General features: G+C 63.0%; 16 protein-coding genes. 7 read left to right on the top strand and 9 right to left on the bottom strand.

The window, feature by feature from the left end; genetic code table 11:
- The first annotated feature begins 114 nt into the window (after positions 1-114).
- Genes D1223_RS05865 through D1223_RS05850 form a run of 4 tightly spaced genes read left to right on the top strand, consistent with a single transcriptional unit; the run spans position 115 to position 4545 of the window.
- Complete coding sequence (locus D1223_RS05865; protein WP_119375495.1) at positions 115-843, top strand: ABC transporter ATP-binding protein; 729 nt, start codon at positions 115-117, stop codon at positions 841-843.
- A complete protein-coding gene (locus tag D1223_RS05860) occupies positions 840-1604 on the top strand; it encodes an ABC transporter permease subunit (protein ID WP_119375494.1) in 765 nt (254 codons plus the stop codon). Before D1223_RS05865 ends, D1223_RS05860 begins: the two co-directional genes overlap by 4 nt.
- Positions 1601-3490: a Gldg family protein gene (locus D1223_RS05855; RefSeq protein ID WP_119375493.1), complete on the top strand. Its 1890-nt coding sequence runs from the start codon at positions 1601-1603 to the stop codon at positions 3488-3490. Before D1223_RS05860 ends, D1223_RS05855 begins: the two co-directional genes overlap by 4 nt.
- Complete coding sequence (locus D1223_RS05850) at positions 3487-4545, top strand: DUF4340 domain-containing protein (protein ID WP_119375492.1); 1059 nt, start codon at positions 3487-3489, stop codon at positions 4543-4545. Before D1223_RS05855 ends, D1223_RS05850 begins: the two co-directional genes overlap by 4 nt.
- On the opposite strand, the gene D1223_RS05845 is transcribed toward D1223_RS05850, so the two are convergent.
- From D1223_RS05845 to D1223_RS05815, 7 genes are all read right to left on the bottom strand, one after another.
- Positions 4546-5376, bottom strand: coding sequence for a glycosyltransferase family 2 protein (locus D1223_RS05845; protein WP_119375491.1), 831 nt, complete (start codon positions 5374-5376; stop codon positions 4546-4548).
- Positions 5373-6644, bottom strand: coding sequence for an O-antigen ligase family protein (locus tag D1223_RS05840; protein WP_119375490.1), 1272 nt, complete (start codon positions 6642-6644; stop codon positions 5373-5375). Before D1223_RS05840 ends, D1223_RS05845 begins: the two co-directional genes overlap by 4 nt.
- Before the next feature lie 34 nt (positions 6645-6678).
- A complete protein-coding gene (thrS, locus tag D1223_RS05835; protein ID WP_119375489.1) occupies positions 6679-8652 on the bottom strand; it encodes a threonine--tRNA ligase in 1974 nt (657 codons plus the stop codon).
- A gap of 13 nt (positions 8653-8665) precedes the next feature.
- A complete protein-coding gene (gene yidD, locus D1223_RS05830) occupies positions 8666-8992 on the bottom strand; it encodes a membrane protein insertion efficiency factor YidD (protein ID WP_119375488.1) in 327 nt (108 codons plus the stop codon).
- A gap of 123 nt (positions 8993-9115) precedes the next feature.
- Positions 9116-9565, bottom strand: a complete 450-nt coding sequence (locus tag D1223_RS05825; protein WP_119375487.1) for an iron-sulfur cluster assembly scaffold protein — start codon at positions 9563-9565, stop codon at positions 9116-9118.
- A gap of 55 nt (positions 9566-9620) precedes the next feature.
- Positions 9621-10259 carry an exopolysaccharide biosynthesis protein gene (locus tag D1223_RS05820; RefSeq protein ID WP_119375486.1) on the bottom strand — a complete coding sequence of 213 codons (639 nt, stop codon included), beginning with the start codon at positions 10257-10259 and terminating at the stop codon, positions 9621-9623.
- Positions 10240-10797, bottom strand: coding sequence for a SixA phosphatase family protein (locus D1223_RS05815; protein WP_158588420.1), 558 nt, complete (start codon positions 10795-10797; stop codon positions 10240-10242). Before D1223_RS05815 ends, D1223_RS05820 begins: the two co-directional genes overlap by 20 nt.
- A gap of 109 nt (positions 10798-10906) precedes the next feature.
- Here D1223_RS05815 and D1223_RS05810 point away from each other — a divergent pair, with 109 nt between their 5' ends.
- Positions 10907-11356 carry a DUF3617 domain-containing protein gene (locus tag D1223_RS05810; RefSeq protein ID WP_119375484.1) on the top strand — a complete coding sequence of 150 codons (450 nt, stop codon included), beginning with the start codon at positions 10907-10909 and terminating at the stop codon, positions 11354-11356.
- Here the strand turns inward: D1223_RS05810 and cysS are convergent.
- Entirely contained in the window at positions 11353-12738 is a 1386-nt protein-coding gene (gene cysS / locus D1223_RS05805) for a cysteine--tRNA ligase (RefSeq protein ID WP_119375483.1), read from the bottom strand. The genes D1223_RS05810 and cysS overlap by 4 nt on opposite strands.
- Before the next feature lie 370 nt (positions 12739-13108).
- On the opposite strand from cysS, the gene folE reads away from it, so the two are divergent.
- Entirely contained in the window at positions 13109-13723 is a 615-nt protein-coding gene (gene folE / locus D1223_RS05800; protein ID WP_119376049.1) for a GTP cyclohydrolase I FolE, read from the top strand.
- Between the two features lie 164 nt (positions 13724-13887).
- Positions 13888-14265: a VOC family protein gene (locus D1223_RS05795; protein ID WP_119375482.1), complete on the top strand. Its 378-nt coding sequence runs from the start codon at positions 13888-13890 to the stop codon at positions 14263-14265.
- A 26-nt stretch (positions 14266-14291) separates the two neighbouring features.
- Here the strand turns inward: D1223_RS05795 and D1223_RS05790 are convergent, their stop codons facing one another.
- Positions 14292-14840, bottom strand: coding sequence for an RDD family protein (locus D1223_RS05790; RefSeq protein ID WP_119375481.1), 549 nt, complete (start codon positions 14838-14840; stop codon positions 14292-14294).
- Between the last annotated feature and the right edge of the window lies 1 nt (position 14841).

The raw sequence follows: 14841 nt of genomic DNA, 5'->3' as shown, positions 1-14841 counted from the left end.
GTGAAATTCCCTTCACCTTGAGCGCTCTGCCTGCGATTTGCGCAAACAGCCTCTGGCCAGCCTCCTGCGAGACGTTTACTCAGTGGTCCTCTGCGAACGCCAGCGGGTCCCGCCATGCTTGAACTGAAGCATCTCGTGAAGTCTTTCGGCGAACACATCGCTGTCGACAAAGTGGGATTCAGCCTGAACAAGGGCGAAGTGCTCGGGTTCCTCGGTCCGAATGGCGCCGGAAAGTCGACGACCATGCGTATGGTGGCCGGCGTCATAGAGCCCGACCAGGGCGATGTCCTGATTTCCGGACACTCGATCATCACCGCCCCGCGCGAGGCCCAGCGCCGGCTCGGCTTCCTGCCTGAAGGCGCGCCTCTCTATCCGGACATGACACCGGTCGAATTCCTGAATTTCATGGCGACGGCCTATGACCTTGACCGGGCCGAGCGCAAGCGCGCCATCGACCGGGTGATCGCAGATGCGCGAATCGCCAATGTTGCCTCGCGCCGCAACGCGACTCTGTCCAAGGGCTATCGACGCCGCGTCGGACTGGCGGGCGCGCTGCTCAACGATCCTGACGTGCTTGTTCTGGACGAACCGACAGACGGTCTCGATCCGGTCCAGAAGCGGGCCGTTCGGGCGCTGATTGCCCGCATGGCGCCCGAAAAGGCGATCCTGATTTCCACGCATACGCTGGAAGAGGTTCCGGCCATGTGCAACCGCGCCATTATTATCGACCGGGGCAAGGTTGTTGCGGATGGCACGCCGGAAAGTCTGGCCAGCCAGTCGCCGGGCGGCCTTGAGGAAACCTTCATCACCTTGGCGGGCACGGCGGAGGCCGATGCTGCATGAGCCAGTGGTTCAAGGACACGCTGACCGGTGCACACGCAAGCTATGCGCGTGAGTTGCGCGCCTATTTCGCAACGCCGCTCGCCTATGTGTTCATCGCCATCTTCCTGATGATGCTCGGCTTTTTCACATGGGAGGCCTCGCGATTCTTCGATACCGGCGCAGCTGACCTGGAGCCCTTCTTCTACTGGCATCCCTGGCTGTACATGATCTTCCTGCCGGCACTGTCGATGCGTCTCTGGTCGGACGAAGCGGCCAGTGGCACGTCCGAGCTCCTCATGTCGCTGCCGGTCAGCATTACCGGCCTTGCCATTGGCAAGCTTCTGGCGGCCTGGACGGTCGCGCTTGTCACGCTCCTGCTGACCTTTCCGATGTGGCTGACCGTCAATTACCTCGGCGCGCCGGACAATACGGCCATTTTCCTTTCCTATTTCATGAGCCTCATCATGGCCGGCGCCTATCTGGCGATCGGCGCGGCTGTGTCCTCGCTGGTGTCCAGCCAGGTCCTCGCCTATGTCGTCGGCGTCGTCGCTGCCTTCATCTTCACGGCGGCCGGATGGCCGATGGTACTCGGCGCTGTATCCAATGCGCTGGGGACCGGCATCGGCGAAGTTGTCGCGACCTTCTCCTTCCTCACCCATTTCGAGACGGCCGAGCGCGGCGTCCTGGAACTGCGGTCGTTGCTCTACTTCATCGGCGTTATCGCGCTCTGGATTGCGCTTAACGTCTTGTGGGTCAGCCAGCGGCGGAGCGGAGCGCGATGAGTTCCCGGACCTATCTCGCCGCTGCAACGGCCCTGATCGCGGTGATCTTCGTCGCTGCGACACTGATCGTGCAGCCGCTGCTCCGGACCGCGCGCATCGACTTCACGGAGAACAGCCTGTTCACCCTGTCGAAGGGCACAAAGTCGGTTCTCACCGAGCTTGAGGAACCGGTGGACCTTACCTTTGTCTACACGCGCCGCGTCGGCCAGGAGTTCCCGGCCGTTCGGGCCTATGCGACCCGCGTGCGCGAGCTGCTGGATGCCTACAAGGCCGTCGCCGGGCCGGACCTGCGTATCCGCGAGATCGACCCCGAGCCCTTCTCCGAAGCCGAGGACGAGGCTCTGGCGGCGGGCATCACGGCGGTGAATTCCGACAGTGGCGACCCGCTCTATTTCGGCCTCATCGGTCAGAACACGGTCGATGACCAGCGTGTCATCCCGTTCCTCGCGCCCGAGCAGGAAGAAACGCTCGAATATGACCTGACGCGCATGATCGCCCGGCTCAACCGGCCCGAGCCGCCCAAGGTCGGCGTCCTGTCGACCCTTCAGGGCATGAGCGGCACGGGCGACACGGGCGGCTATACTTTCCTGCAGGAACTGGCCAAGGGCTATGAGCTTGAGCCGATAGACGAGGACTTCTTCTCCCTTCCGGAGGACATGGATGTGCTGATGATGGTGCATCCGCCCGAGATGAATGACTGGCAGCTGTGGCTGGTCGACCAGTTCATCCTCCGAAAGGGCCGGGCCATCATTCTCGTGGACGCGGCCGCGAAGACCTCGCGCGGAAGCGACCTTGCCAGCATGGCCGGCCGGCAGGTCCGCTCCGACCTTGGCCCGTTTGGCGATGTCTGGGGCCTGCACCTCTCCGAGGAAGCGCTTGCCGATACTGAAAGCGCGCTGCCTATCCAGGCGCCTGCCGGCGAAGGGCGGACCAATGTCATCCGGCACCCGCTCTACCTGTCTGCAACGCCCTCGCTCATGCCGACGCGCAGCCTGATCACGGCAGACCTGTCGCGGTCTGTGAATTTCGGCGCGCCGGGCGGCCTGCTGCTTGATGCGGAGTCGCCGATCGACAAGGAGGTGCTCATCCAGACAGGGCCGGCGCCATCCTGGATCCCCGCCGATGAAGCCGTAACCGACCTGTCTGCGCAGGAGACCCTGCAGCTTTATTCGCCGCTCGATGAGGCGGTGCCGCTGGCTGTGCGTGTCCATGGTGCCCTTGTCTCTGCTTTTTCGGATGGGCGTCCCGAGCCGGACATGCCTGACGACCCGGTGCTCGCGGAACTTGCGCGCGCGGCAGCGGAAGAGGCACTGCCGCACGTTTCCAGCAGCGAGCGCGACGCTGAAATCCTGGTCGTCTCCGATGCCGACATGGTGGATGACGGCCTGTATGTTGATCTCAGTTCGGCGACGGCGTTCGCTGACAATGGTGCCTTTCTGATGAACGCGCTGGATGTGCTGTCGGGCGATGCGGGCCTGCTCAGCCTTCGTGCGCGGGCATCGTCGCGCCGGCCGATGACACGGGTCGAGGCCATGCGGGACGACGCCCAGGAGCGCTTTTTCGATGAACAGGCGCGGCTCGAAGGCAAGCTGGTCGAGTCGCAGAGCCGTCTGGAGCAGCTTCAGCAGCGGGGAACTTCAGATGGCTTTTTCAGCGGCGATATCGAAGCCACACTGACCGAGGATGAGCGCCTCGAACTGGCCCGCCTGCGCCAGGACATTATCGACACGCGCTCTCGGCTTCGGGCCATCGAGCGTGATTTCCGCCGCGAGATTGACGGGCTCGAAGGCTGGCTGAAATTCATCAACATCTTTGGCGGGCCGATCCTTGTCGCGTTGCTTGCTGGCCTTGTCTGGTGGCGCCGCAGGCAGAGGGGGATCGCATGAGCGCAACCCTCGACACACGCAGACGCAGGACGATTGAGGTCCTCTCCATCATCGCGGCCGGACTGTGGATTTTCCTGCTCTTGATGAGCCTGTTTGCGCCGTCCGAGAATGATACCAGCCCGCGCACCGGAGAGCCGGTGTTGAAGAATTTCTCCGCCGTGCGCAGCGATACAGGCGCGATCCGTTTCACGATGGACGAGCTGAGCTACACGCTGGAACAGCGGAACGGGCAGTGGGTGATGGCCGAGACGGGAGGCTATCCGGTGCGCGAGGACCGGCTGACCACGCTGGCTGAAGGCCTCGAAACGATGACATGGGGGGAACGGCGCACCTCCGATCCTGCCCGGTTTGGCCGCATCGGGCTCGGTGACCCGCGTGACGGCGGCAATGGCGTCCTGATCGAGGTGTTCGCCACCAACGGATCGAAAACGGCAGAGATCATAACCGGCCGGCGGAACGAGTTTCTCTATGCGCGGGAGCCGGGTGAGAACGTGTCGTTCCGCGTCGAGGGAGACCTGCCGCCGCTCTATACGCGCGAAGCCTGGCTGGACCTCGACATCATCGATATCGACCCGTCGGCCATCTCGGCTGTCCGGCTCACGGATTCGACGCGCACCAGCCTCTATCTCACCCGGTCGCCCGGTAGCGGCGCGCGGAGTTTCTCGCCAGCGCCGCCTTACCAGAATGACCGGCTGCGCAGCCGCCTTGCCGCTTCGACGCCAGCGCTTGCCATATCCAGGCTGACGCCGATTGACGTGAAGCCCGCGAGTGAACTGACGAGCCGGCCGGTCGCACGCCACATCACCGAGACCCATGACGGGCTCGAGATCGACCTGCGCGCCTGGCGCGAACCGGGTGGCTTCTGGGTGACGCTGAGGGCGGTTGAGGCAGGCGAGGGCGCCCGCCGGGCCCAGACCATCAATGACCGGGCCGAGGGCTGGGCCTTCAAGCTGACCGAATATGACTGGCGTGAATTCACGCCGCTTGTCTCGTCAATCGTCCGGCGTGCTGATCCCGACGCACAAGCCCCGGGCGAGAACAATTTCCAGCCCTGATCAGTCCCGCGCGACGGCGGGCAGCAGCCATTTCAGCAAGGGCGTGAGGGCGAACCGCGCCGTCCAGCGCGACAGCGGGCCGCCAGAGAATTTGCGGAAATAGTAGCCGAGGCTTTCAGCCTTGTGCCGCGCGACCAGTTTTGAGGAAACGTCCGAGGTGCTGCCATAGTGAAGCGCGCCGGCATCCGGGCAGTAGATCACATCGCCGCCGGCCTCTCTTGCCCGTCTGCAAAGGTCGACATCCTCGACATGCAGGAAGTAAGCTTCATCGAAGCCGCCCAGCTGGCGGAAGCTCTCAGTGTCGGTCAGAAGAAAGGCGCCAGACACAGCGCCAACCGGCACGGGGCCGTCGGGCGCAGGCGACTGGTTCAGGTTCCACGTATCGAACCCGGCCGCGCTGGACAGCGCCCGCCACATCGTCAATTCACGCCGCCGGGCGCCGCGGCCTTCCTGGCCATCGAGGCCAAAGATCTTGCCACCGGCGATCCAGGGACGCTGCAGCGGGCCGGCAGCCGCGATCATGGCCGCGACGGCGTCACGCTTGATCACCGCGTCCGGATTGACCAGGAGGAGGAAGCCCGCCGGCGCCTCCTCGCAGGCGAGATTGACACCCTTTCCGAAACCGAGATTTGCGCCCGGCTCAATCAGTGTGACCCGGTCCTGCCGGGCCGTGAAATCCTGAAGCCACTGAGACATGCCGGGCGGGTTGCCATTGTCGACGATCCGGATCGCCGAAACATCGGGGCAGCCGATCAGGGCATAGAGGCATTCGCGTAGTCTCGGACCGGTATGATAGGTGACGACGATGGCAGTGACAGATGGCGGGCTCATGCTTGCGGCTTCTGGCGGTAAAGCAGGACAATCGCAGCTGCGACAAGGACGACGGTTGCCCAGAAGGCTTCATTCCAGAGGCTGTAGGACAGGCTGAACAGGGAAAAACCCGCCCCGATCAGGCCGGCGGCCGCAATCGTGACCGGCATGCCGAGGCTGGACGGCGGCGGCAGGGCGAGCGCCAGCAGGAGCAGGACCGTACACGCCAGGATCACGCCGACCAGGCCCGTTTCGGCCCAGAGCTGCAGGCCCATATTATGCGGGTGGCCCGGCAGGATGCGGTACTTCTCCCAGGGGATGTCGGTCAGGTCGGTGCTCTGGCGCATCAGTGCAAGCAGTTCCGGCTCGTCAGCAAAGGTTTCGCGCCATTCCTTGGATGCCTCGATGCCGTGGCCGACAAACGGACGCTCATGCACCTTCTTTGCAGCCAGCGACCAGGCGAAGATGCGCGACTTGGTCGAGGATGGCAGCGGCAATTCGTTGCGGACCGCAACCGGGGCTGCAGCCGGCAGGATGACCGGGGCAGCAATGATGGCCGCGCCGACGACGCCCAGCAGAATTCGCAGCCCGTTCTGCCGGAACAGAAACACCGTCCCGATGGCCAGCAGGACGAGGATGGACCCGAGCAGGGCGACGTCGGATCTCACAAGCAGGAAGGTCATGACGCCCAGCAGGAAGGCTGAGCCCGATGCGAGGAACCGCCATGGACTGGGCAGCATCCAGGCCGCCCCGATCAGGACGGGAACGGCAAGCGAAAAGGCGTTCGTGCTGCGCAGGATATTCTGCGGTGCTTCGCGGACCGGATCGCTGAAGGGGGCATACAGGCCAAGTGCCGTATCGGGGAAAATTCCCATCAGCAGCATGCTGATTCCGTGCAGGGTGATGACCAGCAGGATGACGCCCAGGGCGATCCTGTTCGGCCCGCGTATACGAAGGCCGGCGCCGATGACAAGCAGGCTGGCAAGCGCGGTGAGAACAATGCGCAGGCCGGCGGCATTCACGCCGAAATTGCCCTCGGCAAGGTCGCCCGAAACGATGGCGTCGGACTCCGCTGACCAAAGGGTGGAAATCGCGGCCCAGACGACAAGCGCGAGAATAGCGGCTGAAAGCCAGCCGAAGCTGCGGTAACGAACGAAGAAGATGGCAGGAATGGCCGCCAGGGCCAGCAGGGCAGAATAGCCGCCCGCCCCGAACAGCGCGACCGGAATCCAGAGCAGGAAAGCCGCGGCCAGCACGATTGCATAGCTGAAGCCGCGGCTTTCACTCATTCGGTGTCTTTCCGTACGCTATTCGTCCGAGTCGCTAGGCTTTCGCCCGTTTCAGATCGGGCGCCGTTGCCTCATCGGACAGCTTTTCGGCCGTTTCTTCAAGCCCCAGAATTTCCTGTCCTTTCGAGCCAAACCGGCGCAGCGCCAGCGTGCCCTCTTCGGCTTCGCGCTGACCGACAACGGCAATCACAGGCACTTTCTGGAGCGAGTGCTCGCGAACCTTGTAGTTGATCTTCTCGTTGCGCGTGTCGACCTCGACGCGAAGACCGGCCTTGCGCAGGCGCTGGGCCGCCTTCTCGGCATAGCCGTCGGCATCCGAGGTGATCGTTGCGACAATAACCTGCACCGGCGCGAGCCACATCGGGAAAGCGCCAGCATAGTTCTCGATCAGGATGCCCATGAACCGCTCGAACGTGCCGAACACCGCGCGGTGCAGCATGACGGGGCGGTGCTTGGCGCCGTCAGAGCCCGTATACTCGGCATCGAGCCGCTCCGGCAGGACATAGTCGAGCTGGAACGTGCCGCACTGCCACGTCCGGCCAATCGCGTCCGTCAGATGGAATTCTAGCTTCGGACCGTAGAAGGCACCCTCGCCCTCGGCGTATTCGAATTCCAGCCCCGCTTCGGTGAGCGCGTCAGCGAGCGCCTTTTCTGCCCGGTCCCAGTTCTCATCCGTACCGCCGCGAACCTCAGGGCGCGTGGCGAGCTTGTAGGAGATCTCCGACAGGCCAAAATCGTTATAGACCCGCTCGAACAGTTTCAGGAAACGCAGCGTCTCGTCGGCAATCTGGTCTTCGCGGCAGAAGATGTGCGCATCGTCCTGCGTCATCTGGCGAACCCGCATCAGACCGTGCAGCGCGCCATGCGCCTCGTTGCGGTGACAGCAGCCGAACTCCGCCATGCGGATCGGCAGGTCGCGATAGGAACGCTGGTCGTGCTTGAAGATCTGAACGTGCGCCGGGCAGTTCATCGGCTTCAATGCCATCAGCTCGGCTTCACCCGACAGCACGGGGGCGTCATCATCCGTCGACGGGATTTCGTCCGGCACGATGAACATGTTCTCGCGGAACTTGTCCCAGTGCCCCGAGCGCTGCCAGAAGACTGAATCGAGAAGCTGCGGCGTCTTCACTTCGACATAACCGTCTTCGTCCTGCTGGCGGCGGATATAGGCCTCCAGCTGGCGCCAGATCATGTAGCCGTTCGGATGCCAGAAGACCGAGCCTTGCGCTTCCTGCTGGAAGTGGAACAGGTCGAGCTGCTGGCCGAGCTTCCTGTGGTCGCGTTTCTCGGCTTCTTCGAGGCGCAAGAGGTGGGCCTTGAGGTCCTTTTCATTCGCCCAGGCCGTGCCGTACATGCGCTGCAGCATTTCGTTGCGATGATCGCCGCGCCAGTAGGCACCGGCCAGCTTCATCAGCTTGAACGCCTTGGGCAGCTTGCCTGTCGAGGGCAGGTGCGGGCCGCGGCAGAGGTCAAACCAGTCGCCCTGCTTGTAGACCGTGATCGGCTCACCCGGTGGGATGATGTCGTCGATGATCTGCGCCTTGTAGTCCTCGCCGATCTTCTTGAAGGTCTCGATCGCGTCATCCTTCGACCAGACTTCGCGGATGATCGGATAGTCCTTGTCGACGATCTCTTCCATCTTCTTCTCGATCCGCTCGAAATCCTCCGTGGAGAAGGGTTCTTCGCGGGCGAAGTCGTAATAGAAGCCGTCATCGATCACCGGGCCAATCGTGACCTGAGTGTCTGGATAGAGCTCCTGTACGGCCTGGGCGAGGACGTGGGCGGCATCGTGACGGATAAGCTCCAGTCCCTCCTCGTCGCGGGCCGTGACGATGGCGACCTCGGCATCGCCTTCAAGCGGGCGGTTGAGGTCATAGAGTTCGCCATTCACCTTGGCGGCAAGGGCGGCCTTGGCGAGGGATTTGGAAATGGATTCGGCAACATCGGCCGGGCTGGCCCCGTCCTCATATTGTCGCTGCGATCCATCGGGTAGCGTTACATTGATCATTGTCTCTGACTTTTCAGGTCTGGTCGGGCTCGCCGTCCGGGAAGGGCCGGTCCGTGCGGGCCCAGTCTCCGGCACGCCAGGGTGCCCAGAAGGGTGAAGAAGGTTTGCTTTCCGGTACCGGGTCAAAGCCGCGCGAGCCGCCGGGGCGGCATCGCGACAGCCTGGCCAGCGTCATCCAGCCGCCGGTCCAGAGGCCGTGGCGGGAGACGCATTCAGCGCAGTATTCGCTGCAGGTCGGCACATGCCGGCACTGCGCTCCAAAGACCTGGAAGGCCGGAGACAGGGTCAGCTTGTACGTTTTCAGGGCCGCGTGGGCGGCCTTCCTGCGAATTGCGGACATGAGGCTTCGAAGCCCGGTTGATGTTTCGTCGAAAGCGGTTCTAGACGCGCGGGGGACAGCCCTCAACCCGCTAAGGCTGTGGCATATTCCGGAATGGGCTGCCGACCGGCTACGGCGGTGCGCTCAGGCCGCCGCAGCCCGCTTAGTTCGGGCGGTCTCGATGGCCTCGCAAGCCGCCTCGAAAGCGAGCATCGTGGAGGTGTGGCGCGGCGGATAATCGGCGACGCCGGCGAGGTGGCGCAGCTCTGCAAATCGCCCGGCTGGCGGCTCGCCGCCATCCTTCAGCATCGCACGCAGCGCGTCGCGCGCCGCAAAGATCTCTTCGACAGGCGCGCCGACGGCCTGTTCGGCGAGGACGGAGGTTGCTGCCTGTCCGAGTGCGCAGGCGCGCGGATCGACAGCAATCGCCTCGATCGTCTCACCGTCTTCGCTGAGCTTTACGTCCACGCGCACGACCGATCCGCACACACGCGAGACCTTCTCCACCGATGCATCGGCATCGGCGAGGGTCCCGACATGCGGAATATTGGCGGCCAGTTCCAGCACGCGATTATGATAAAGCTCTGCGCTCATGGGGCTTAGATCGTCCCGAAACAGCTGAAGATCAAGTGAATCTGCGCAACCCGTCTCAGCCGAACAGGGAATGAACCACGGCAAGGACGCGCGGCAGGACGCGAATGAGGATCAGTATGGCGCCGGTCAGCGCCGCCGCAGCCAGCAGCAGGAAGACGCCGTCACGCGCGGTCAGGCCGAGGCCGAAGAGCAGGATGGTCAGGCCGGGAAGCACGGGGCCGAACGGAAACAGGCCGAGCGGGATGGTGATCAGCGAAGCCGCCACACAGATCAGCCCGATCAGCTGGACGAAGAGCGGGGCTGTGAGAATCGTGAAACGCGGCTTCAGATAGTAGTCGATCATGTGGGCGTATTTCCGGCCGGATTCGACGCCGTCGACGAGGTGTTTGCGCTTGAACTCGAATTTCAGGAACCGGCTCGGCACCCATGGGAATTTCTTGCCGACAACGATCTGGAGCGAGATCAGCAGTGTCACGAGGGCTACCAGCCAGGTCGCGCCGGGAATCAGCGTCAGCGGGCTGATCGATATGAAACCGAGCAGCAGCAAAAGCGGCCCATAGGACCGGCGTCCTGCGGCATCCAGCAGGTCGCGCACGGTGACCGTCTCGCCCTGGGTCTGCTCGCACAGGCTCGTCATCAGGCTTTCGAGATTGTTGACCGGAGGTCTCGGAGGTTTAGCCGCCGTTTGCGTCATAGCGCACTCCATACCGCCGGATGTCAGTTTCAACAGCGCCTGAACCAACCCCGTCGAGGATGTAGATCCGGTCATACTCGCCGGCTTCGTCAATCTCGTTTCCCGGCTCGCCGCCGAGCAGGGCAGAAAGCGCCGGTGTGGTGTTCGAATGGCCAACGACAAGCGCCGTCTCGCCGCGGGACTCCAGCGTTTGTGCAAATCCCGGCAGGTCAGAGGGATCGTAGGTCTGCACATCGGCACCCAGCCGGTCTGCGAGCGGTTTCGCGGTCGACCGCGTGCGGACATAGTCCGATGACCAGACGGCCTCGATGCCTTCACCTTCAAGCAGGTCGGCCAGGGCTTCGGCGCGCGCCGTCCCGGCTTCGGTCAGGGCCGGGTCGCTGCCTTCCGCTTCCTTTTCGGCGTGCCGGACGAGGTAGATCGTGTAGGTGTTCTGTGGATCGTCTGCATCCGGCGGTGCAGAGGAGGGGTCGCACGCCGCAAGCGCCAAAATAGCGGCGCCAAGCGCCGCGAATCGTATCCACCAGCCAGAATTCATCCACGCACTCTTGCCTAAAGCCATCGCGCCGTCGACCCCTGCAAGCCGCTCTCACCCTTGCCTGCTACGCCTTTCTCCTTAACACTCAGGTGAGGTGGATGTGCGGAGGATGAGAAACTCGATGACGCTCAGAGCATCTGTGATTTTTTTGGCGTCCATTTATTTTGTGGCCACGTCAAATGCCGACCCCGTCAAATTCACGGCTGGAAACTGGGAGGCGACGGTTACGATGAGCCTTGCCGAGGGCGGCGAAGCGATCGTGACGGATGAGTTTAGCGGCTGCATGAGTGAAGCGGAGACCCGCAATTCGCCGTCAGAGCTGGCGGCCGCGTTCGCGGGCGGTGCGGAGTGCGTTCAGTCAAACGTCCAGAGTGTCGGCAACACAATCACTTTCGACATGGTCTGCGCCAAAGGTACGCTACAGAGCGCCAGCTACACGATGGAGCGGCAAAGCGACTACTTTTTGATGGCGGGACCGCAGAAGATCCGCCTGAAGAATGGAGCGCTGAAGGATATCTGGGGCACGATTTCGGCCCGGCGTACCGGCGCCTGCTCCTAAACCCGCCGCCACGTCGAGCCCTGCGGCCCATCCATGATCTCAACGCCTTCCTCGGCGAGCTGGTTGCGGATGCGGTCGGCTTCGGCCCAGTTTTTCGCGGCGCGCGCATCGATGCGGGCCTGGACGAGGGCATCGATCCGGGCCTTGTCATCGACACTGCCGCCCTGTTCCCATTCGCCCGGATTCTGGCTCAGCAGGCCGAGCAGTTTGCCGGCCGCCAGCAGGTCGGCGCGGGCCTGCGCCATACGGGCCGTGTCTTTTGCGTCGGCAGCCTGGTTCGCTTCGCCGGCCAGCCGCGAAAGCTCGGCCAGGGCGATCGGTGTATTGAGATCATCGCTCAGCGCCTTCAGAACCGCGCCATCTCTTGCCACGCCGCCTTCGGCCTCCCAGACCCGGCGCAGCGCGCCATAGATCCGACCGAGCGTCGCCTTCGCCTGCTCCAGCAGGTCGCCCGTCCAGTCGAGCGGGGCGCGGTAATGGCCAGACAGCAGCGCCATGCGCAGCACCTCGCCTGGCCATTGCTCAAGCAGCTCGTGGATCAGCTTCACATTGCCCAGCGACTTCGACATTTTCTCCCCGTCCATGTCGAGGAAGCCATTGTGCAGCCAGTAGCGCGCCATCGGCTCGCCATGCGCGCATTCGGACTGGGCGATCTCGTTCTCATGGTGAGGGAATTGCAGGTCGATCCCGCCAGCATGGATATCGATTGTCTTGCCGAGATGCGCGGCGATCATGGCCGAGCACTCGATATGCCAGCCTGGCCGCCCGCGGCCCCAGGGGCTGTCCCAGATCGCATCGTCCGGCTCGCCGGGCTTGGCGAACTTCCAGAGCGCAAAATCAGCCGGATTGCGCTTTTCGTCCGAGACGGCAACGCGTGCGCCGGCTTCATTGTCCTCGATATTGCGCCCGGACAGTTTGCCGTAATCCTCCATCTGCGCGACATCGAAAAAGACGCCAGACGGTGCGGTGTAGGCATAGCCCTTCTTCACCAGCTGCTGGGTCATCCTGATCATCCCGTCGATATGTTTCGTCGCCCACGGTTCGATGGTTGGCGGCAGGACGTTCAGCGCGGCGAGATCAGCATTGTAGATGTCGGCATAGGTCCGTGTGATCTCGGGGATCGGTGTCCCATCCTGCAGTGAGCGGGCGATGATCTTGTCTTCGACATCGGTAATGTTGCGTGCATAGACCACATGCGCCTCGCCATAGGTCTGGCGCAGCAGCCGGAACAGCACGTCGAAGACGACAGCCGGCCGCGCATTGCCGATATGGGCGTAATTATAGACCGTCGGTCCGCAGACATAGAGCGTCACCCGCGAAGGATCCTGCGGAATGAAATTCTGCTTCGCACGCCCCAGCGTGTTGTAGAGTTTGATGGTCATGAAGGTCTTCTAGCGTCAGGAAGGTAAATTTAGGCGGAACGGGCGGACATCTCTCGATGTCCGGTGCATCAAACGAAACGACAACACAAGCTGCGAGCGGCAATCGCCATTCCGGTTTCCTTTCAGCGCGCCCCTTATAAGCCTGAGGTCCGCGCCGTCCAAGCGCTTTATTGGCGGCCTGACTCAGGCCTGACGCCAAGGCAACACAGCGTTTTTCTGGAAAATGTGATCCAATTGCCCTATGTCCCAGTATACGCCCTGAGGGTACAACTCGGGCGGGCGTTAAGTCCGGTATTGGGGTGGTAATAGGGCTCACCCACAGAACATCTGGCTCGACCCCCGTCCCTCAGAACAGGATTGAACCATGGCGATGGATGCCATCACGACTGACAAAGAACTCGCCAAGGGAGAGCCGCTGACGCGCCCTTCGCAGGAAGAAGCCGAAGCGGCTGTTCGCACGCTGCTCGCATGGGCGGGCGACGATCCGCGCCGTGAAGGCCTGCTCGACACGCCCAAGCGCGTCGTCAACGCCTATCGCGAATGGTTCCAGGGTTATGACGAAGACCCGGTGAAATACCTTTCGCGCACCTTCGAGGATGTGCAGGGCTATGACGATATGGTCATGCTGCGCGACATCGACGTCGAGAGCCATTGTGAGCACCACATGGCGCCGTTTCTTGGCAAGGCCTGGGTCGCCTACATGCCAACGCAGGCCGTGGTCGGCATCTCGAAGCTTGCACGCGTCGTCGAAATCTACGCCAAGCGCCTGCAGACGCAGGAAACCATGACTGCGCAGATCTGCGACGCGATCACCGACAGCCTCGCCCCGTCGGGCGTCGCCGTGATGATCGATGCCGTCCACCAGTGCATGACGACGCGCGGTGTGCACCATCCGAACGTCTCAACGATCACGACCCAGTTCACGGGCGTGTTCAAGACCGACAAGGATATGCGAGACCGCTTCCTGCGGCTGACGGGCCGGTAAGACGCGTCACTGGAAGACTCCAGGTAACCAAGGGCTGCGTTATAGGCGCAGCCCTTTTTTGTTTGGTGATGGGGCACACAGGCGATAGCCTCTGCAATGACGCAACGGACGGTCACGTTGAGCGCCCGGCGGCGTGAACTGGCTGCTCGGTCAAAGGGGGCTTCATGATGCAATCTGCACCCTTTTCCATTTTTCTGGCGACGACCGATGCCGATGCCAGTCGGCGTTTCTATGGCGAGACACTCGGGCTGAAGCTTGTGTCCGAGGATGATTTTGCCTTGGTCTTCCAGCTGGCTGGCGCCGAACTGCGCATCTCGAAGGTGCCAGCCTTCACCCCTCAGCCCTTCACGGTGCTGGACTGGCAGGTCACGGATATCGCCGCCGCGCAGGCTGGGCTGGCATCCAGGGGTGTTGAGCCCGTTCTCTTTGACGGCATGGATCAGGATGAGAGGGGTATCTGGAAGGTCCCTGGCGCACCGGTCCGGATCCTCTGGTTCAAGGACCCGGACGGCAATGTCCTTTCGGTCTCCCAGCGTGGCTAAGCCGCGCTGGCGATGCCAGGCCTCGGTCAGACGGCATGTTCCATGTCGCTTTTCACGACCCGTGTCTGGCTCAGCCGGTCATAGGGCGTGCGGCCATCCGACATGGCCAGGCTGGCCACCCAGGCGGTCACAAGCAGAATTGAAATGATGCAGACAGCGAGATTGGCTGGCGGCATGGGATCAATGAAGGGTTGGCCGGGCGTGTACCAGATCGCGGCATGGGCCAGCTCCCAGGGGGCGAACTTGATCGCATTGCGCAGCAGGGCGCGCGGGAAGGCCGGCGGCTTGCCGTCCGGGCCGAGAACGCGAAGGCCCATGAGACGCTTGCCGAGGCTGGCGGCCCGGCCGCCGCTTTCCGTGATGGTGAAATAAAGCACGACCGGCAGGGTCAGGCTGAGGAAGGCCATCGCATGGCTGGTCATCTTGCCGGTCAGCGTGCCGGTGGAGAGAAACTGGCCGATGCCGAACAGGAAACTTGAAGCTGTCAGCACGGCGATATAGGCCGCCAGGACGACGTAATCGGCGGCGAACGCGGCAATTCGCCTGCTGGCGGGAGCCGGCATGAGAGCTGTCATC

Source organism: Henriciella mobilis, assembly GCF_003576285.1.
GTDB classification, from domain to species: domain Bacteria; phylum Pseudomonadota; class Alphaproteobacteria; order Caulobacterales; family Hyphomonadaceae; genus Henriciella; species Henriciella mobilis.
The sequence above is the reverse complement of the archived record's forward strand: the minus strand, read 5'-3'. Positions and strand labels throughout refer to the sequence as shown.

Excerpts from the sequence above, each read along its gene's own strand:
- D1223_RS05865 (WP_119375495.1), top strand. The coding sequence starts at position 115 with ATGCTTGAACTGAAGCATCTCGTGAAGTCTTTCGGCGAACACATCGCT.
- D1223_RS05860 (WP_119375494.1), top strand. The coding sequence starts at position 840 with ATGAGCCAGTGGTTCAAGGACACGCTGACCGGTGCACACGCAAGCTAT.
- D1223_RS05855 (WP_119375493.1), top strand. The coding sequence starts at position 1,601 with ATGAGTTCCCGGACCTATCTCGCCGCTGCAACGGCCCTGATCGCGGTG.
- D1223_RS05850 (WP_119375492.1), top strand. The coding sequence starts at position 3,487 with ATGAGCGCAACCCTCGACACACGCAGACGCAGGACGATTGAGGTCCTC.
- D1223_RS05845 (WP_119375491.1), bottom strand. The coding sequence starts at position 5,376 with ATGAGCCCGCCATCTGTCACTGCCATCGTCGTCACCTATCATACCGGT.
- D1223_RS05840 (WP_119375490.1), bottom strand. The coding sequence starts at position 6,644 with ATGAGTGAAAGCCGCGGCTTCAGCTATGCAATCGTGCTGGCCGCGGCT.
- thrS (WP_119375489.1), bottom strand. The coding sequence starts at position 8,652 with ATGATCAATGTAACGCTACCCGATGGATCGCAGCGACAATATGAGGAC.
- yidD (WP_119375488.1), bottom strand. The coding sequence starts at position 8,992 with ATGTCCGCAATTCGCAGGAAGGCCGCCCACGCGGCCCTGAAAACGTAC.
- D1223_RS05825 (WP_119375487.1), bottom strand. The coding sequence starts at position 9,565 with ATGAGCGCAGAGCTTTATCATAATCGCGTGCTGGAACTGGCCGCCAAT.
- D1223_RS05820 (WP_119375486.1), bottom strand. The coding sequence starts at position 10,259 with ATGACGCAAACGGCGGCTAAACCTCCGAGACCTCCGGTCAACAATCTC.
- D1223_RS05815 (WP_158588420.1), bottom strand. The coding sequence starts at position 10,797 with ATGAATTCTGGCTGGTGGATACGATTCGCGGCGCTTGGCGCCGCTATT.
- D1223_RS05810 (WP_119375484.1), top strand. The coding sequence starts at position 10,907 with ATGAGAAACTCGATGACGCTCAGAGCATCTGTGATTTTTTTGGCGTCC.
- cysS (WP_119375483.1), bottom strand. The coding sequence starts at position 12,738 with ATGACCATCAAACTCTACAACACGCTGGGGCGTGCGAAGCAGAATTTC.
- folE (WP_119376049.1), top strand. The coding sequence starts at position 13,109 with ATGGATGCCATCACGACTGACAAAGAACTCGCCAAGGGAGAGCCGCTG.
- D1223_RS05795 (WP_119375482.1), top strand. The coding sequence starts at position 13,888 with ATGATGCAATCTGCACCCTTTTCCATTTTTCTGGCGACGACCGATGCC.
- D1223_RS05790 (WP_119375481.1), bottom strand. The coding sequence starts at position 14,840 with ATGACAGCTCTCATGCCGGCTCCCGCCAGCAGGCGAATTGCCGCGTTC.